Source organism: Candidatus Pseudoscillospira sp. SGI.172, assembly GCF_050313575.1.
Lineage (GTDB): Bacteria > Bacillota > Clostridia > Oscillospirales > Oscillospiraceae > Vermiculatibacterium.
In genome coordinates this window covers 1-17,571 of sequence record NZ_JBNPLQ010000040.1, presented here as the reverse complement: position 1 = coordinate 17,571, position 17,571 = coordinate 1, and the positions used below count along the sequence as shown (strand labels likewise).

23 protein-coding genes are annotated in these 17,571 nt (G+C 50.8%); 6 read left to right on the top strand and 17 right to left on the bottom strand.

Annotated elements, in window-relative coordinates; all coding sequences use genetic code 11:
• Nucleotides 1–53: 53 nt before the first annotated feature.
• On the bottom strand, nucleotides 54–230 hold the full coding sequence (locus ACQRD3_RS12330) for a hypothetical protein (protein WP_427781598.1): 177 nt from the start codon (nucleotides 228–230) through the stop codon (nucleotides 54–56).
• Nucleotides 231–1,318: 1,088 nt separating this feature from the next.
• Here ACQRD3_RS12330 and ACQRD3_RS12325 point away from each other — a divergent pair.
• Nucleotides 1,319–1,915 (top strand): hypothetical protein, encoded by a 597-nt coding sequence (locus ACQRD3_RS12325; RefSeq protein ID WP_427781597.1) that lies wholly within the window; start codon nucleotides 1,319–1,321, stop codon nucleotides 1,913–1,915.
• A gap of 42 nt (nucleotides 1,916–1,957) precedes the next feature.
• Nucleotides 1,958–2,233, top strand: a complete 276-nt coding sequence (locus ACQRD3_RS12320; RefSeq protein ID WP_427781596.1) for a hypothetical protein — start codon at nucleotides 1,958–1,960, stop codon at nucleotides 2,231–2,233.
• A gap of 151 nt (nucleotides 2,234–2,384) precedes the next feature.
• On the opposite strand, the gene ACQRD3_RS12315 is transcribed toward ACQRD3_RS12320, so the two are convergent.
• The 6 genes from ACQRD3_RS12315 to ACQRD3_RS12290 all read right to left on the bottom strand — a co-directional run bounded on the left by ACQRD3_RS12315 (nucleotide 2,385) and on the right by ACQRD3_RS12290 (nucleotide 5,227).
• Entirely contained in the window at nucleotides 2,385–2,765 is a 381-nt protein-coding gene (locus ACQRD3_RS12315; protein ID WP_427781595.1) for a sporulation initiation factor Spo0A C-terminal domain-containing protein, read from the bottom strand.
• 57 nt (nucleotides 2,766–2,822) lie between these two features.
• On the bottom strand, nucleotides 2,823–3,086 hold the full coding sequence (locus ACQRD3_RS12310; protein ID WP_427781594.1) for a DUF6514 family protein: 264 nt from the start codon (nucleotides 3,084–3,086) through the stop codon (nucleotides 2,823–2,825).
• Nucleotides 3,087–3,351: 265 nt separating this feature from the next.
• Nucleotides 3,352–3,714 carry a hypothetical protein gene (locus ACQRD3_RS12305; protein WP_427781593.1) on the bottom strand — a complete coding sequence of 121 codons (363 nt, stop codon included), beginning with the start codon at nucleotides 3,712–3,714 and terminating at the stop codon, nucleotides 3,352–3,354.
• Nucleotides 3,677–4,357 carry a hypothetical protein gene (locus ACQRD3_RS12300; RefSeq protein ID WP_427781592.1) on the bottom strand — a complete coding sequence of 227 codons (681 nt, stop codon included), beginning with the start codon at nucleotides 4,355–4,357 and terminating at the stop codon, nucleotides 3,677–3,679. Before ACQRD3_RS12300 ends, ACQRD3_RS12305 begins: the two co-directional genes overlap by 38 nt.
• Nucleotides 4,358–4,499: 142 nt before the next feature.
• Complete coding sequence (locus ACQRD3_RS12295) at nucleotides 4,500–4,640, bottom strand: cyclic lactone autoinducer peptide (protein ID WP_427781591.1); 141 nt, start codon at nucleotides 4,638–4,640, stop codon at nucleotides 4,500–4,502.
• Nucleotides 4,637–5,227, bottom strand: a complete 591-nt coding sequence (locus ACQRD3_RS12290) for an accessory gene regulator B family protein (RefSeq protein WP_427781590.1) — start codon at nucleotides 5,225–5,227, stop codon at nucleotides 4,637–4,639. Before ACQRD3_RS12290 ends, ACQRD3_RS12295 begins: the two co-directional genes overlap by 4 nt.
• A 200-nt stretch (nucleotides 5,228–5,427) precedes the next feature.
• On the opposite strand from ACQRD3_RS12290, the gene ACQRD3_RS12285 reads away from it, so the two are divergent.
• The 3 genes from ACQRD3_RS12285 to ACQRD3_RS12275 are packed head-to-tail and all read left to right on the top strand — an operon-like array spanning nucleotide 5,428 to nucleotide 7,727.
• Nucleotides 5,428–5,745, top strand: a complete 318-nt coding sequence (locus ACQRD3_RS12285; RefSeq protein WP_427781589.1) for a helix-turn-helix domain-containing protein — start codon at nucleotides 5,428–5,430, stop codon at nucleotides 5,743–5,745.
• Nucleotides 5,746–5,763: 18 nt separating this feature from the next.
• Nucleotides 5,764–6,444, top strand: coding sequence for a LytR/AlgR family response regulator transcription factor (locus ACQRD3_RS12280; RefSeq protein WP_427781588.1), 681 nt, complete (start codon nucleotides 5,764–5,766; stop codon nucleotides 6,442–6,444).
• A complete protein-coding gene (locus ACQRD3_RS12275) occupies nucleotides 6,441–7,727 on the top strand; it encodes an ATP-binding protein (protein ID WP_427781587.1) in 1,287 nt (428 codons plus the stop codon). The genes ACQRD3_RS12280 and ACQRD3_RS12275 overlap by 4 nt, the downstream gene beginning before the upstream one ends.
• Before the next feature lie 101 nt (nucleotides 7,728–7,828).
• Here the strand turns inward: ACQRD3_RS12275 and ACQRD3_RS12270 are convergent, their stop codons facing one another.
• From ACQRD3_RS12270 to ACQRD3_RS12255, 4 genes are all read right to left on the bottom strand, one after another.
• On the bottom strand, nucleotides 7,829–8,686 hold the full coding sequence (locus ACQRD3_RS12270; protein WP_427781586.1) for a hypothetical protein: 858 nt from the start codon (nucleotides 8,684–8,686) through the stop codon (nucleotides 7,829–7,831).
• A 148-nt stretch (nucleotides 8,687–8,834) separates the two neighbouring features.
• Nucleotides 8,835–10,742, bottom strand: coding sequence for an NlpC/P60 family protein (locus ACQRD3_RS12265; RefSeq protein ID WP_427781585.1), 1,908 nt, complete (start codon nucleotides 10,740–10,742; stop codon nucleotides 8,835–8,837).
• A 93-nt stretch (nucleotides 10,743–10,835) separates the two neighbouring features.
• The gene (locus tag ACQRD3_RS12260) at nucleotides 10,836–13,154 is read right to left on the bottom strand and encodes a VirB4-like conjugal transfer ATPase, CD1110 family (RefSeq protein WP_427781584.1); all 2,319 of its coding nucleotides are present in this window, start codon (nucleotides 13,152–13,154) and stop codon (nucleotides 10,836–10,838) included.
• A complete protein-coding gene (locus ACQRD3_RS12255) occupies nucleotides 13,151–13,495 on the bottom strand; it encodes a PrgI family protein (protein ID WP_427781583.1) in 345 nt (114 codons plus the stop codon). Before ACQRD3_RS12255 ends, ACQRD3_RS12260 begins: the two co-directional genes overlap by 4 nt.
• Nucleotides 13,496–13,600: 105 nt before the next feature.
• Between ACQRD3_RS12255 and ACQRD3_RS12250 the strand changes: the two genes are divergently transcribed.
• Nucleotides 13,601–13,972 carry a hypothetical protein gene (locus ACQRD3_RS12250; RefSeq protein ID WP_427781582.1) on the top strand — a complete coding sequence of 124 codons (372 nt, stop codon included), beginning with the start codon at nucleotides 13,601–13,603 and terminating at the stop codon, nucleotides 13,970–13,972.
• Nucleotides 13,973–14,022: 50 nt separating this feature from the next.
• Here ACQRD3_RS12250 and ACQRD3_RS12245 read toward each other — a convergent pair whose 3' ends face one another.
• The 6 genes from ACQRD3_RS12245 to ACQRD3_RS12220 all read right to left on the bottom strand — a co-directional run.
• Nucleotides 14,023–14,862, bottom strand: coding sequence for a hypothetical protein (locus tag ACQRD3_RS12245; RefSeq protein ID WP_427781581.1), 840 nt, complete (start codon nucleotides 14,860–14,862; stop codon nucleotides 14,023–14,025).
• A gap of 76 nt (nucleotides 14,863–14,938) precedes the next feature.
• Nucleotides 14,939–15,250 carry a type II toxin-antitoxin system RelE/ParE family toxin gene (locus ACQRD3_RS12240; RefSeq protein ID WP_427781580.1) on the bottom strand — a complete coding sequence of 104 codons (312 nt, stop codon included), beginning with the start codon at nucleotides 15,248–15,250 and terminating at the stop codon, nucleotides 14,939–14,941.
• Nucleotides 15,240–15,506 carry a type II toxin-antitoxin system Phd/YefM family antitoxin gene (locus ACQRD3_RS12235; protein ID WP_427781579.1) on the bottom strand — a complete coding sequence of 89 codons (267 nt, stop codon included), beginning with the start codon at nucleotides 15,504–15,506 and terminating at the stop codon, nucleotides 15,240–15,242. Before ACQRD3_RS12235 ends, ACQRD3_RS12240 begins: the two co-directional genes overlap by 11 nt.
• 359 nt (nucleotides 15,507–15,865) lie before the next feature.
• A complete protein-coding gene (locus tag ACQRD3_RS12230; RefSeq protein ID WP_427781578.1) occupies nucleotides 15,866–16,210 on the bottom strand; it encodes a TrbC/VirB2 family protein in 345 nt (114 codons plus the stop codon).
• A 13-nt stretch (nucleotides 16,211–16,223) separates the two neighbouring features.
• A complete protein-coding gene (locus ACQRD3_RS12225) occupies nucleotides 16,224–17,216 on the bottom strand; it encodes a VirD4-like conjugal transfer protein, CD1115 family (RefSeq protein WP_427781599.1) in 993 nt (330 codons plus the stop codon).
• 171 nt (nucleotides 17,217–17,387) lie between these two features.
• A partial coding sequence (locus tag ACQRD3_RS12220) for a hypothetical protein (protein ID WP_427781577.1) occupies nucleotides 17,388–17,571 on the bottom strand: 184 nt, incomplete at its 5' end.

Here is a 17,571-nt window from a genome sequence, read left to right as displayed (position 1 = left end):
AGTACACAGCAAGTTTCCTTGTATATATATTATATCATAATCCGCCAAAAATGTCAAAACTCCCGAATTTCAGAAGATTTTTCTTTCATATAACTATTGATTAACATATGCTTGATCTGCTGGTAAATATCAAAGTTATCTCCGGTTGGGAATATACCTATTACCTTCCGTCCCTGGACCGTAAATTCCACTTCTGTTTCTTCCTTATCACATCGGTTGATACGCTCCATAACCATACTACTCATAGTGTCCTCCATAATATGACAAAAACCGCCCCCTCATGCAGGTGCGGTTCTTGGTATCGTGATAATGATGTGTACAGATTTCAGGAACACACTGGACGGCGCTGGCGCGCCTTACACGGGAATTTCACCCCCTGCGGGTCTCGCAGGTTGCCCTCTTTGCCTGCGACGGCTCACATCGCCGAAGCAAACTGCGCTCATTCCGTTTCCGCCATAGGCGAAAACTTCATATCGCTTTGTTGCTTCTCCTCTCCCAGAAAAGCCTATGGACTTTTCTGGGAACCCATAGATGCTTCAACGCTCGGGCTGAGACTGGGCAATCGTATCTCCCCGATATGCGGGTCATCGCCTCCAGACCCGCCACGGCCTGTTTGTGCGCGGACGGCTGCTCTCCCTATACCTCCCTTCTCAAAGTGGGGTCATGGCCTGCTCAATTCCCGCACGGCTTTCCTTTCGGACGCATATCGGACGTATCCAATGGACCTATTCAATTACCGGACTGTCGCCAGCCCGCACAAGCCCGCCAAGAAATCAGTGGGCTTGTGCCGGTTGGTGGTTGGCGTCAAATCTCCCCTCATTTTGAGGGGCATTTCAGCAAGATCATCATTTCCCAACAAGCTACTTTCTTTGCTCATTGTGCTTGTTTTTGAATAAAAAGTAGAGCGAATCCTGTCAAAATACAGTCCATTCCTGTCGATAATGGCTGACCACAATCAACATGGACCTCATTGGGTCAGCTTGCATCGACATAGAAAGAGGGGAGGCCAATGCCCAACACTATTACATTAGAAACAGCCAAGGGGCAAATCTTCGGATTTACCCCTTAACTTTTTTGGGGAGGGCGGCTGGCAACGTTAAGTTAGTCCCGATAACTGCTTATAATTCACTTACGAAGTTCCCATTGACTTTCACCCAAGGGTGGCTATACTGATAATATGTATTTGGCCCTGGTAGCCCACATATTTAAGATTTTTGAATTAGCAAGAGAGATAGTGACTACCGCTTCGATATCAAGACTACCATCGAGCCCACCTGTATCGCAGAGATGAAACTATATTAGGAGTTGACGATGCAATATGAAGGATATGACAATCAAATTTTCAGATGCATCCTGCGACTTTTCTGGATGGATGAAAGAAAAATGCGGAAATATTCTTCTTTCTCTGTGCGGAACTCTCCGAGATTGTCCCGATGTTATGAATACTGAGTCGTTTCAATTCGCGCTAGATGATGCGCTGAAAACATACGCCCTTTGCTGCGGGAATTTGAATGGAATTTGCTGTGACTTGGTGTATTCTCTTTTGACCACATACACCAGTGAAGGATATTTTTTCCTCAAAGATTTGATTTCTGGAACCCAAAACAGTTCCATGATGCAAGAAGTCTTTCAATGTGAACGAATCGAAGAAATCCTCACACTAATCGAACAGAATGATAAGCTTAACCGAACAAAAATCGCAAGTTTATTGAGCCGCATTGCAAAGCCAAACCGCTGGACCGAAGAAGTCACCAACGACCTTGAACTCGTACATAATGGTGTTCAAAGCTGGGAGTGGTTTTATGGTAAGCACCATAATGACAGAGACACTTGTCAGCCGTACTTTTCCAATAGCCAGGTCCGTGAAGTGTACGAATATTTCCAATCAGACGCCTATAAGACAGCGGATGAATAACGGTTGTTGTGGGCTAATAAAAACAATATCAGGGAGAGCAATATGCTAGGAATTGATATTGAATTTTACGACATAGAATTTCTTGACGGATATTTCTCTGGATCGCTTTTTCTTTTTGATGGGAAACAACGGATAATATTAGACTTTGGCTATGATGTAGAGTTTCAAACCTTGACGTTGCAGAACTGTAAAAATCCTGCGTATAATTCATTTTTTGAGCACTACACATCAGAAGAAATTGCTTATTTTCGGTGCGAATATGATGCACATATAAAGCTCTTTATTCAAGAATATCTGTTTTTGAATTACGGCTATTGAGAACCGAAAGACGAATACTGATTTCAACAAATTCAGCTGTGTGCAATTGAAAAAGGCCCAACCCCCTATTTTTTGTAAGGCAGAGGGGTTGGGCTTTTTTACGGCGATTTTTTCTTATCTGAATTGTATTAGGCCAATGCCTCCCCTCTCTTCAGCTGTCCATTTCACGCAGATAGCTGGCAAGTATGTCAAGAAATTCGCTGTTTGTAGGCGGATTTTTCAACGGGGTCCCTGCGATATGCTCTAAAAAGCTGTGATCTGTCCTATTCCAACAAAAATGGATCAGAGTTCTAAGATTGCGCTCAACCGACGCCGCCGAGGAACCGAACCTTTTCCCAGTCTCCTTGTAAAGGCGTTTCGTAATTAGCTGGAGTTGTTCTGGATCTTCCTTGATACGCTCTATCATGTAAACAGTACAACGAAAACCAGCCAGCTTCCCGGTGGCTCCAAGGCTGCGTAACAAACGCTCCGCAGTCAAGGGATTTTTGAGTGCGTCGGCCTCTTGATCTGGTACAAAGTAGAAGATAGGCATCTGATACCATCCTTTCTAGGTGAAAGCGAGGGTATCTGAACAGATAGGTTCCATAGCTTATAACCAATCCTCCACAATATCTGCCAGACTTATTGGCGTAACGATTCCTTTGGAAAGCAAGTCAATGAAGTGAAAGACCTGCCGGCTGTTCACTGTAAGACCGGGAACACTGGCCGCTACTCCACTCCGCTGTTCAACGATCTTGACACCGTAAATCTCCAAATCTTTCGCAAGCGGACTTACCAGCAGATAATACTCCAAAATCAGTGGCCCTGCCATTTTTGAATAAAAATATCGTCTTACGACCAGTTTCTCTCGCACAAAAGCACCCCCATTTGAAAGTACCCCTATTATACCGGATAAAGACGCACCTGTGTGGGGGTGCTCATGTGCAATCACCGACGTGGAATGGTCGCCCGTGGACGAGCGGTGTCGAAATAAGTATCAATAAGCTGGCTCACACATTTAGTTACCTTCGCCTTCTTCTCCAATATTTTTATGTTATTAGCAAATATAATGTTAGATCATTTTCTTTAGCGGATAATAAAAAGGGAGTAGCTCTGCTACCCCCTTTTACAAACAAGGATTATTTACTTTTTGAATCACCTTTCATCCATACAATGGACATAAAGAAGCAACCTGAAAACAACAATACTACAAGCAAATATAAAATCAAATTACGTAATAGTAGAGAAAAATATCTTTCCATTACTATTGAACAAGCTATAACCACCCCAAAAAATGGACTATATGTTATAATCAAATTAGTAATTCGATTCTTTCTCTTTTTTTCTTGACAGTATTTTTGCTCAGATAACCACCGCATCACTTGTCTACCAACAGGCAGATTGGCCGCTAGATTTCCAATAAACCACGGAATTAAAACCATGATAAATGAATCCATGGCACCATCAAGCCCAGGATGAATAGCAGGTAGCCCTTCCTTCATAACTACTACTGCCTTTTGCTGCATCATTATAGAAGTCAAAAACATTTTTACGAGTATAGGGAATTCCACCTTTATACTTCATTTCAGTAGCGTAAATACATCCGTCATCAAAAGCAGAAATATGGCCAAGGATTATACCAGCAATACCAGAAAAAACTTCGCGCCCAACAACCTCCGTTGCAAAAGGAACTATCATAACTAATAACCCTAACAAGATATCTCTTGTAATTTTTCCAATTTCAATTTCAAGTGTAATATTATGATTCTTGGTTTCAACTAATTCATTGTAGTCACTGGGAGACGAACCAGAAGGGCATGTATTATCTCCATAAATCCAGCCAGTTCTAGGCTGAACATCGTCATCTGCAACTACTGTCGTCGTTGTAATCGTTGCAATTTTTGTTCCATTAAGGAAAACCTCGTCACCCTCTCGATTCATAACATTCTCTCCGATTTTAACACAGGAGATATAATTATCTTCAACTTTATAACTAATATTTACAGGTTTTCCTTCAAGTATGATTGATATATCTTCCATGTCATCTGCCCGATTGGTGTTTTCTTTGGCATACGCAAAAGGAGTAGAAGTAAACATCATTACCGCTGCCAACAGGAATGAACACATTCTAACCCATTTTTTCATAAAATCTCCACCCTTCTTTGTCTATGTAATTAATAATTCACAAACCCAGAAACAGAAATCTCTTCAACATAGTTAAGTGACTTCTTTACTTAATAAGAATACAATATAGTGCGATAGTAGTCCTAATATTGATAGATAAGAATTACATCATATCGTCTGGAACATCCGGCTGATAGGCCGTGTAGAAACAGGTGGAGCTTACCGACGCAGCTGCTGTACGACGCGCCAGCACGGCCACTGCTCCACCAAACCACAGGAAAATACGTTTAACCATCACTTTCATTGCGCACACATCCCTTCTTTTATTCGAGCCGCCCACATCGAACTTGATGCTGCGATAACTCCCAAATAGTAACTTGTGCACCATAGGGCTGGCGCTTGAAGGCCCCATACAAAGGTGCTTCCGACTACCAAATTCAGCCCACCTAAAATGAGGCTTCTGCGACGATTGCTCTGTCGCCGCTCCAGGGTCAGCGGCTTGTTCTTCGCCTCACTGGGGGATAGGATCAACAGTGTTACAAACGAAGTGATTGCTATAACCAGATAAAGGATGACAGAGCAGTATTTCAGAAGCCAATATCCCAGCCCCTCCAGCACGATAAACGTGCAGAGGAAAACCAGATTGCAGGACAAGTGGGAATTTGCGTGGTATCCACCCGCTGTCGTCCGCAGAGGGATGAACGCCGCAAGGAAGAGCAGACCATCAATCGGATGGAAAAGCAGAATTGAGATCAGCAGGACAGACAGGATATTGACCAAACCGGACAGAACCAGCTCCATCCCGTAGGCGTATATTTTGTCCTTCTCTGGCTCTACAATCCCATTGGCACACAACCAGCTCGTAGACCAGACTGCCGCTTTCTTAATCATTGGTCACTCTTTCCTCCTTCTGGTAATTATATTCTAATCGATTGTACAAAATAAACAATATCTATGCTGTAACCTGTCGCTTTCTTGCAGTAATTAGTTGATTCTTTTGTGTAACTATGATAAAATCATTGTGTTACTATCTGTATACTGATGATTTGCTATGTAATAATAATAGCAATACTACAGCTAGAGCATGGGTGATGGCTATGCAGATTGGTGACTTGATTCGTACGAAACGGGAAGAGCATGGGTTGACACAGGAGCAACTTGCAGAATTGATTGGAAAATCGGCGGGCTATATTGGTCAGTTGGAACGCGGTCTATCTATGGCAAGCATCCCCACATTGAAGCGATTGGTCAATGTGCTTTCACTGGACGCGAATCAGATTTTTTACGACGAGAAGCAGGAACAGTACCAATTTAGCGAACTAGAAAATATGCTTTCTGAATTGGATGCACCTGTGCAGAAATTTATTCAGGACAGTATCCGTACAGCTTTTCACAAAAATCATTCATGACTAAGTTGAGGGAGAAACATGAAATTCGCGTTGTGCGACGACGATCCTAACGATCTGCAACAAATTCGAGACTATTTGCTGCACTATGACGCTCAAGCGGACTGGAAAAGTTTTACTTCATCGAAGGAATTACTTGCCTCTTTTCAATGTGACTATTTTGATATTGTACTTCTGGATATAGAAATGGATGGTATAAACGGCTACCAGGCGGCCGAGGAACTCAATAAACTGCCCGATATTCCCCTAATTATTTTTATTACACAAAGTGGGGCCTACACGATCCGGGGCTATGAAGTTGCTTTCCGATATCTGAAAAAGCCGGTTGAATACTCAGACTTTGTGTGGGCAGTATCTGCCGCAGTGGCTAAGTGCTCCCCCAAAAGTATCTCTGTGGCGGGGGAACGTGGACCGATCCTTGTAAGAATCAGGGATATCACATATATTGAAGTCTTTAACTATACCACGATAATCCACACTATAAAAGGACAGCATCAGGTAAGGACTCCACTCAAAGGATTTGAGGCAAACTTTCGGAGCAATGGTTTCGCACGGCCGCACAACAGCTTCTTGGTGAATCTGGACTTTGTGGATCACATTCAAAAGAGCAGCCTATTTTTAACCGATGGTACAGATATCCCAATCAGTAGGAACCGTAAGAAAGCATTTGATGAAGCTCTCTTCCGCTTCTTGAGAAGGTGATTTGTACGTATTTTATCTATCAGCTTTTTACCATCGCTTTTGGCGTGTTCCTCGTCTTTTTTTACTTACAGAAGTTGCTTTCTCGGAAATCCTGTTCATCTGTCACAGTTTGGATTTCCTATATCGTATTTGGACTAGGGCTCGCCGTCTTAAATTTAGCTCCTGTTGTGCCGATCCTCCGAACCATTTATACTTGGTTTGGTATCCTTATGCTGTGTAAAGCCTGTTATCGCTCTACACCACTTAATGCAGTTTATGTTGCTACTGTATTCTGTGCGCTGGCCTTGATTACGGAGCTTCTTTGCTTAAAACTGCTTGCAATTATGGGGTGGGAATACCTGGATGTTATGTCCCCAGGGTATGAGCGGGCTATCTATATTCTCATAGCGAAAGTGTGCCAATTAGCATTGGTCATAATCGCCGTCCCGCTCATGCACAAGGAGCACTCTTTACTGAAGCTGAAAAGTTTGCTGCCCCTTCTTGCCTGTCAGATATTCAGCGTCTATTTCTGCGATGAAATCCTGCACCTTACTCAAAATGGTGGGCGAAGGCTCTCTGTGGAATCGACGATCATCTTAATAGGCATCCTTTATCTCAATATTGTAATTGTCGTCTATGCAGAGGTTGTTAAAGCACGGCAGGAAAAGCGGCACAATGCTGATCTCCGACAGCAGCAGCTTGAATTACAGTTAAGTTATTATGACAGCCTTTGGAAAGAGCAAGAGCAAACCCGCGCCATGTGGCATGATATGAGTAAATACCTAACTGCCATGAAAGCGGTGTCAGAAAGTGGGAATAAATTATCTGTGGAAAAGGTGCTCCTTGCTGCACAGGACTCTCTCAACAAAATTGGAAGTGTTGTTGATGTCGGGAACCCGGAAGTAGGCGCAATTCTGCAACACTACGCCCAGCAAGCCAAGGATTTGGCTGTACCATTAGATTTGTCCGTCTGGGTGCCCAAAACTCTAAATATCAATATACTCGACCTCAGCATTATTATCGGAAATACTTTTGAAAATGCTTTAGAGGCATGTTTAGCCCTTCCGGTTCAGCAGCGGAAGATTTCATTAGAGCTCTCAGTTCATAATAGTCTCCTTCTCTATGAGATGTCTAACCAGTATATCGAGGGTAGGAAACATCGTCTGCACATCGGCCACTCTTACCATGGATATGGGATACAAAATGTCCAGTCGGTTGTAGATAAATACGGGGGTACGCTCGATATAAAGCGGGAAGGTGGTATGTTTCGCATAACACTTTATCTTAATCTAAATTCTTCATAAATACTGTAGTCTATATAATAAAAAACACAAAAAATTGTCTTTGCGTCTCTTCATGTGTCAGGGGCAATATCTTTCCTCAATTTGAGGGAAGATATTGCCCCTCAAAAACTGCTCCAGACAAGAGTAGACCGGTAATGAAATTGCGGTGCGTCATTACAATCCTCCAGCTTTAGATTCCGGAGCCGCTTTCGGGAATGTGAAAGAAACAGTTTGCTTTTTAAAGGAGGCCGGGCCTCATGGGTCTCTACCAGTTCGTCGATTCGACGGGCGCAGGCATAACAGGCCGGCTCCCATTCTCGGATATACTGGTAAAAGTAGTTAGTATGGAAGGGGCAGAATAGGCAGCAGCTCGCCCTGGTCTCCAGCCCCCACGCCTCCCGGTTGTAGGCATAGCACATGGGGCGGGTCCAGCCCATTTCCACCAGCGGGTAGCAGTTTTCAAAAAGAGTCAATCTGCTGGGCTTGGCCCGGCGGCGCTCCTCCCACATGATGCCCATGTGCATCCGGTGGGCATGGAGGTCCAGTGGCAGGGTACGCTGACGGGGCTTGTAACCCAAAAGGTCTCGCCGCACAAACCGCTCTATGACTTTGATTTTATAATCGTAAGTACACTGACGGGGCATACGTCCCTTCTTACCATCCTCCCCAAGCGTCCAAAACGGGATGCTGGCAATATGAGTGCGGCCAAAATTCTCCAGAAAATCTTTGTATAAATTAGCATCCAGCGTATAGAACGGAATCCCAACTTTAGCACAGGCAGCCGCAGTAAACGATGCCTGCTGATATACCCAACTGGGCTCCCCGTGCAGATCACAGAAAATCACCGCATCATAGATGGGGACCATGGGATAGGGATAAGGCGGTCCATGCCGGGCATTTTCGCAGGCCATCAAGGCCAGGGTGGTACTGGGCGTCCCGGCACCATAGCTCAAAATATTAAGTGTTTCCCATGTCAGCATTTTGTTCACCTCCCATAAACAAAATACTAACATTTTATTTGTAAAATGTCAAAAACATAGAAATTTCGCTAAATTTGAGTCGTTTTTCTTAGCTTTAAAACTAAAACAAGTCGGGCCTGCCAAGGGCGGTAAAGCCGCTGGCGGTAAACTATGTCACCACCACGTTGTTCTGGCCGCTGGAGCAATGGCAGACCAGCAGCTTCCCGTCCTCCCTCCGGCCCACCACGATCCCTACATGGGAATCGTCCGGGTAGAAGGCCAGGTCTCCGGGCTGGGCCTCCGCCTGGGAAATAGGCGTACAGTAAGCGTGCTGGGCGGTAGCCCCGCCGCCCCGGCCCAGGACATACTCGCCGCCGGTGATGTTATAGAAGATCCAGTCCATAAAGCCGGAGCAATCCAGCCCGTAGGGCCGGTAGGTGCCGGAGGTGGAGTTTCCGGCCGCCCACACCTTGGTAAGCTGGCCCCAGCGGGAATCCCAGCCGATCACCAGGGACTTTCCGCCCCAAAAATAACCGACCTTCCCAACCAGGGAAAGAGCCGTCTCCACCGCGTCCTTCCGGGCCTGTTCCAGGTCTGCGGGCAATGCCTGAAGGAGTTCCTGTGCTTCCGCATCGGTGATATTCAGGCTCCCGGCCAACGCCGCCAGCGCCGCCCGGTCAGACAGCAGCTCATCCAGGGCGCTGTTCTGCTCCTGCGTGAAGGCATAGATGGTCCGCATATCATCGGCGGTCTTGGGCGTAATGGTGATATGCAGGATGTACTCTGTCCACCCCTCGCCGCCGTCCTCTCCCGGATGCTCTATGGTCTCCACCTCGGAAGAAAGGGCCGTCATATCCCAAAACACTGCCTTCAATCGCTCCACCCGATCCTGGTCCAGGGTCACAACGTCCACACCATCATCCTTCCCGGCGGTATGTACTGCGAACACGGCCAGCACCTCACCCCAATCCGGCCCCTGGCCGTGTATGACAATATCATCATAACTGCCCGATTGTAACTGTTCCAGCTGGGCGTTGTAGTCGATGTTGACCGCAGCAACGGCTTGGGAGACCGATACCGTCTCCGGGTCACTGGGCTCCTCCGCGAAAAAGATGCCGAAGGGCGAGTTGAGGATGGCGGCGATCAGCGCCACCACAAGCAGGACGATGAGCAAGACGCCGCCGCCCACAAGTCCGACCAGGCTCCCAACGACAGCCGCGGCGGCCCGGACCACGGCCACAGTGAGCCGCCGCGCAAAGTCAGCCGCACCCTTTGCGGCCCGTTTCACCTGCGTGGCCGTCTGCTGGACCATCCGGCGCTGGGCCTGCTGCTTCGCGGCCTGGACCGGCTGCTTGGCAGCCGGCTTGACTGCGGCGCTTCGGACCTTGGGTGCCAGCGGCTCTTTGCCGCCCAGCGGAGCCGCCACACGTTTTTTTACGCTGGCCGAGCCTGTTTTGAGCTTCCGGGCCAACTGGGCATCTGGTTTTCCTGCGCTCTTCTTCTCAGGCCGGGTCCTCCCCCACTCTCCAGCGGATGGCTTACGCGGGGAACCAGACACAGGGGCAGGCCCTTGGCCTTGGGGTATTTCGCGGGTCAGAGCTTCTTTTTCACGCTCCTTGATCGCCAGTTGAGGCCGCTCCCGGACAGGCACAGCTTCCCGCCCGGCCTGACCACGCACGCCGGAGCCCTCTGTGTTTCCCATACGGCCATCCGGGCTCCGCCGCTCTTTGGGCGTATTTGCAGGCCGTCCGCTGGGGGGCGCTTTTTCCTCTGCCCCGCTGTTCCCGGGGCTTCCGCTGAAGGTGTCCTTCTCATCCTTCCTGACATTTGGCTTGTCATTGCGGCGCCTCCGTCGGTCCTGCTGGAAGGAGCGGACAAATTCATCCGCACCGCGCTGGCCCGCCTGCTCCACCTGGTCAACGGCATAGGCGCTGTCCTCGGCCTCCAGCTCCTTGCGCTGGTCCATCCCCTGGGCAAACTTTTCTCTCATCAGCCGTCCCGCCTGTCCGGGCGGGCCTGGCCTCTGCCGCTTCTCCTTCGGCTGTCCGATATTTGGCTTTTCCTTGATATCCGGCATGGTTTCCTCCTCAAAAAACTGCCCTCAATTTGAGGTAAGTTTCCTAATATGTGCGAAAAATCCCCTCAATTTGAGGGGATTTTTCCATCCTGCTTATTTATCCGTGGGCGTGGTGTTCCAGAGCCGGTACAGCTCCCCGGTCCTGGGAAATTCATTGACAAAGGGCACGATGGACCCTCCGATCCGCAGTAGTCCGTGACCGGCCTCCGCGTTGGTGACATAGCCCATTTGGGTTTCCGAGATGTTCAGCAGCTTGGCAAGCTCCGCCCGGTCGGTGGCCGCCTGGTTCAACAACACCAAAAACTCGCTGTTGGCGAACATGAGGCGGGCAGTCTCGGAGCGCAGGCACTCCTCCACATTCTGCGTGGCGGCGGTTAGGGCCGCGCCGTACTTGCGGAAGCGTTTCCACGCCTTATAGAGGAATTGGGCGGAATAGTAGTATTTGAAGAACAAATACACCTCATCCACGAATACCCAGGTGTACTTTCCGGCCAGGCGGTTGACTGCCACCCGGTTCTGGATGGTCTCCATGGTGACGTTGAGGGCGGTAGGCTTCAGCTGATCTCCCATCTCATAGAGGTCGAACGCGATGATCCGGTTGTCTATGTCCACGTTGGTCTCGTGGGCAAACATATTGAGGGAGCCTTCCACGAACAGCTCCGACGCCAGAGCCAGCTCCTGGGCCTCCCGTTCCGGCTGGAGCTTGATCTCGTTCCTCCAATCGGAGAGGGTCGGCTGGCGGGCCTTACCACCGCTCTTGATGAGGTCGTGGTACACGCCGGCGGTACAGCGGTCGATGATGGACTTGTGGAAGGCGCCCAGCTGGCCTTCGCCCATCTGCTGCTCACAGATGCTCATAAGCAGCTCGGACTTCATGGCCACCGGATTCTCCCCCATACCGTAGCCTCTGGCGATCTCCAAGGGATTGATGTGGTGGGGGCTGTTCGGGGATATCTCCAAAACCGTCCCGCCCAGGGCGCGGATCAGATCGCCGTACTCTCGCTCGGCGTCTATGATGATGATATCGTCATCGGTGGACAGAGCAATAAAGGTGATGAACTCCTTCATAGTGAAGGACTTGCCGGAGCCGGACACGCCCAGGATGAAGCCATGGGGGTTCAGGAGGTTCTTCCGGTTGCAGATCAGGAGATTTTTGCTGACGGCGTTGACGCCGCAGTAGATACCGCCCGTGTCCTGGATCTCCTGTACCCGGAAGGGCATGAGCGCGGCGGCGGCCTCCGTGGTCAGGGTTCGGGTCACGTCGATGGAGCGCAGGCCATAGGGCAGGGCCGTGTTCAGACCGTCCTCCTGCTGGTAGCGGAGGATGGAGAAGTCGCACAGGGATTTGGAAAGCAGCGTCTCCGTGTCGGAATCGAGCTGTTCCAGGGTGTCGGCCATGTGAAGCAGGGTCACATTGGTATAGACCATGCGCTGGTCCCGCGTGCTCAGGTCGTCCAGAAACTCCTTGGTCTCCGCCCGCTGCTGCTCCAACTCATAGGGGACCACGGCGGTAAAATTGTTCCGGGCGTTCTGCCGCTGCTGCCACCGGGTAATATCGCTCTCAATGCCCATGATCTGGGCCTGCACGTCCCGCACCGCCTCATCAGTGGGAACGGGCAGAAGGTCGATGGACAGTACCAGCGTGCGGGGGAAGTCGGCCAGACTGGTAATCATATCGTCCTTGATGTAGCTGGAATACTCCCGCATGAACAGTACCCGGCCCACCTTGCCGCCCAGTTCAAAATGGTCGGAGAGGAACTTCATCCCGTCGGGCACGATATAGTCCTTGAAGCTGTGCCCCAGGCGCATGGAACTGTTCAGGTCAAATTTGTAGAACTGTTCCTCGCCGGGCCGGAAGAAGTCGTGGAGGATGCGCAGGCGCTCGTAGGTATCCAGCATCCTCGCCCCACTGTCCAGACGGCCCAGGTTCTTGCTCAGATCGGCGTCCACCCGATGGAAGAACGCGCGGGCCTCCTCCACATTCTTTCGTGCGGTGGAGACCGTAATGTACTTGTCCTGAATGAGGTTGTTGCTGGCCGCCGCCTTTTCCGTGAGCACCTGGTTGTATTCCCGGCGGTATCGGTCCATATCGTTCCCCTGCTCGGCCATGAGGACGCTGTGCTGGAAATCGGAGCTGTTGAGCCGGCGGTTGTGAATGGTGATCTTGGTCACGGCGTCGGTGGGCAGGCTGTTGAGCACGCCGCAGTAGGATGTGAACATATCCCGCTGGTCCTCATAGGAGGCCAGGGAGTAGTTGATATCGGCAAAGCGCCAGGTCTGGCTGAACTTGCCATTGACCTGCCATATCCCGTCCTGATAGACCCGCTGGATGGGGATGGACTGCTGGACGCTGCGGGGGATCTTGAAGGGAACCCGCTCTCCGCGGCTGGCGGTACGCAAAGTCTTTCTCACTTGCCCCACACCTCCTTCTTGCTTGGCATGGCCTGGAGGTAAAGGTTTTCCGCCCGGTACACGCGGGGCCCGGCACACAGGACCTGAGACTTCAAAAAGGCCCAGGCAAACCGCTCAAAGGTCAGGCCGTTGTAGCGAAAAAAGCCGGTCACAGCGATGGGGGCAGCGGCCAGGATGCACAGCCAGCTGGCGGTCTCCTGGCCCACGATGCCCTTCAGTGCAAAATAAACACCAACAGCCGCGCCCACGGCCAGGACGGAGCAAAGAAACTGCCGGGTGGACAAGCCGAAAAAGATAGTTTCCCTGTGCTGATGCACTTCCTTCGGAATTTTGATCTCCATAGATTTTCACCTCAAAAAAGCGATTTTTTGACACATTTTCAGAAATATGAGATAATAATGGTAGGAAAACACCATATTTCACAACAAATAAAGGAGGTTTCTGTAATGTTTATGAACATAACGATCATCCAGCAGCTGTTCCTCGTCTTTCTGGCTCTGTTCCTGCTCCGCCTTGCGCTCTACATCCTGGCAAAGCTGAAACTCATGCCCCTGCTGATCTACGCGCTCTGTACTAACATGGTCTTTCCCGGCTGGACCGTTGACCACCCGCTGCTGTACCGGGGGATCTTCGCCGCACTGGCAGTCATCACCGTTCTCCGCTGGGTGGGGCCCAAGCTGGCGGAGCACCTGGAGGAGCGCCGCCTGATGGAACAGATCTCCGCCCAGGCCCACGCGGCCAGGGAGATGGGCTATCAAAACGGCCAGTTCCATTTCGACATGGAGGATGGCAACGCCGTTCTCAAATTTGATGAATAACTGCCGGAAGCATGGCCTCTCAAAACGTCCCTCAATTTGAGGGACGTTTTTTACAGGCCAAACAGCTCCTTCACGATGCGCTCGGCCCCCTTGACCAGACCGACCAGGACCAGCATATTGAAGATCGTCTCCCCGATGTACTGCCAGGCCATGACCACAGGGCTCAAAGAGGTATCCGGCACCGGGGAACCGCTGGACATAAACGCGGAGAAAATGAGGCAGGCCAGGACGATCACCGCGCCCTCCATGCACACGCCGATGTAGGACTTGATGAACTGCTTGCCCGCAAAGCTGGTCCCCTCTCCGGCAAAGGCCGCCAGAGGGATGGGGGCCAATGCGGTAAAAATATAGATACGGAAAAAGCGGCCATAGACGGTCATAATCAAAATGAAGGACATGATCGTAATAAACAAGTTGCCCAGCATGGCCACGATCCACAGGGGGATGCTGTGCAGAAACCCCACGCTCTCAATGGCGTCCACCATCTCCGGGGGGACCGTCACACCGGCGGATGCCATACCACCCACGCCGCTCATCACCGACTGGACCACCCCGCCGCAGATGGAGAACAGGACGGTCATGATCTCCATGGCGGAGCTGACGGCCACCTTGGCCGCAATGAAACGGATAAAATGGCGCAGGGCATATTCCGGCCTCTGTATCTCCCGAAAACTGGCCGCGGACTGGAAGATGCCCATAGCGAAAAAGAGGACCAGAAGTCCGTATCCAATGGCTTTCAGGCCCTCATTGATGCCCACGACGGCGTTCCATATATCGCCGCCCCGGAACTCCTGGGGCGTGGTCGTGACCAGAGACCATATCTCTGTCAGCTTGTCGTTCCAGATATTGAAGGCGGATTGCAGGGCCTGCACCACCCAGTTATCACTCAATCGTATCACCCCTTGAAAAAGCAAGAGCACATCCCGCCATTCTGACGGGATGTGCTCTTGTCACAGCTGTTTTCAGTTATTCTTCCAAGCCGAAGATCTGATAGATGTAGTTTTTCCGTGCGTCCTTGAAGTGGTAGATATACACCGTGTTTCCCTGTACCTTGTAAATGAGTACATAGTGGTCGAGAAACAGGGCGCGGAACCCATACCTGCCCATCAGCGTCTCGCTCCGCAGGACGCCGGACTCAGGAAAGCGGGACAGCTGCCCGGCCGCGTGCAGCACCTTGTCCGCAAAGGCCCTGGCATACTTCGCGCCCACCTGGGTCCGATAGAACTGGAGGATGTCCCGGTATTCGTTCCGGGCCTCATACAGCCATTCAACCTTCACCTAGCACATCCTCCGTAAGGGCCTCCATCTCCTGCATGGAGTACGTCTTGGCCCCGGCCGCCAGGTTCTGCTCTCTCCGCAGGGATTCCGCCAGCAGGTCCAGCTCCGCTTCCCGCTTTTCCCACAATTCGATGGGGAGAAACACCATCTCGCCCTCACCGTTGCGTGTCAGGAAAATGGGCTCCTGCCGCTCCTGAGAGAGCTTCACCATCTTGTCATAGTCATTCCGCAGCGTGGTGGCGGATCGGATCATCATAGCCGCCCCTCCTTCGGTAATTATTCTTACTGAATTATACATCAATTATCACCTCTGGTCAATCTCAAAATGTAAAATGCAAAGGTAACTTCCAGCGGATGTTTAAAACTGGCTTTGCTTGGCGAGTGGAAGTTACTCTTGCACAGTTCCTCCCATTCGTCTGCGGCAGCATGCCCTTTTTGCATTTTTCATTATGGGGAAGCACCTTTATTGTAGGGTATTCCTAACCGCATTTCAACCGTGAAGCCGTTGATACTGGCGCTTTCTTTTGCATGACCTGCATTTACTCCTGCCGGATTTTACTTTTTCATTTAACCAGTTCCCTCAAATTGAGGCAGCTTTTTGTACCGCGCCGCACTTTACACCACGCCGATGGCGGTCAGGATCTCCTTGGAGAAGGCGATCAGCAGCCCGCCAAATACACAGAGGATGCCCTGGGTGCGCTGGGATGCGTCGTGGGACTGGATGGACATACCCAGCTGGACGATGCCCCAGCCCAGAACGATCACGCCAATGGCCTTGATGCAGGAGAAAATGAAGTCGCTGAGGTTGTTGACGATGGAAAGGGGGTCTGTGTCGGCGGCCAGCGCCGGACAGGCCAGCGCCGCACATAGGGTCAGGGCCAATACAGCAGAGAAATAGGACCGGCGTACTTTCCGCTGTCGGCAAAGGGTCTCCGGCTTGGTATTCTTCTTGTTCAACATAAAGATCAACCTCTCATTCCAAAATTTCAATATCGTCCAGGCTCTCAAATGATATGGACAGGTCAGGCTGGGCATAGGTCAGGCCGGGATGGTGGACATAGGGGGAAGCCCCGCCGTCCTCCGTCAGTTTGATGTAAGGGTGCTTGAGAATGTCGTACTTTTTGTCCATCACAGGCTTTTCCCCTCGGATGAAGAGGATCGCGTAATCGTTGTCCATGGTCCGTACCTCGTCAGGGGTCATCAGCTCCCGGCCGGTCTGCTGATAGCTGACAGAGCTGGAGCCGTGAGAGCCCCGTGACACGCTGCGGTTGCGGGTGTCCAGGGTCTCCTTGCCCAGCAGCTCGGAGATGTACTTGTGGGTGGACTGTTCATTTCCGCCCAAATAGAGGGTCGTGTCCGCATTGCCCAGCAGGCCCTCCCATTCATCCTTGAACAGGGCCTTGAGTGCGGAAATGTTCTGGAGTACGATGGTGGACATGATGTTGCGGGAGCGCATGGTGGCCTGGAGTTTCCCAAAATCATCCGGCAGGGACACGTTGCAGAACTCATCCATCATCAGGCGGACAGGGACGGGCAAGGCGCCCCGGTGTACCTTGTCAGCCTGGTAGTAGAGGGCCTGAAATGCGCAGGTGTAGAGCATACCCACCAGATAGTTAAAGGTACCGTCGTTGTCCGGGATGATGGCAAACACCGCCTGCTTGCGCTCCCCCATAAGGCCCAGCTCCATATCGTCCCGTGAAGTGATGCGGGTGATCTGCGGCAGGATGAAGGCGGAGAGGCGGACGGCGGCGGAAACCAGGATGGACTTGGCCGTTTTGCCGGCGGCCTGCTTGAATATCTTGTATTCCCGCACAGCCACATGATCCGGCTCCTCTTCATCCAGGGCCTCAAAAAGCATATCCAGAGGGGATTGAAAATCATCATCGTCCTCCCTTGCTCCGCCGTTCTCGATCATATACATGACCATTTCCAGGTTTTGCTCCTCCGGGGGCGCCTCATGGAGCAGGTACAGGATCAGGGCCGTATCCAGAGCGATTTCGGACTATAGTGATAGGTAATCCTTTGAAGTAATCGCCGGATTTTCCCCCACTCCACACCGGACATGCGACTTTCACCGCATCCGGCGTTCCATCGATTGTGTTATCAGGCATTTAATCAATCACCAATAGAAAGTTATTCAGATTGCCGCCAGTTTTGCGGCTGCGCGCAGGTTATTGATTTTGGTCAGTTGTTTTCTGGTTACAGTCAGTTGCTTGCAGATACTCTTGAGAGCGGCAGCGTCCTGGCCGATCAGCAAGGGCAGATACCGCCTGTGGAGCAGCACCAGGTTGCTGTATCGCTCCTGGCCGCCTTGCTCCTTT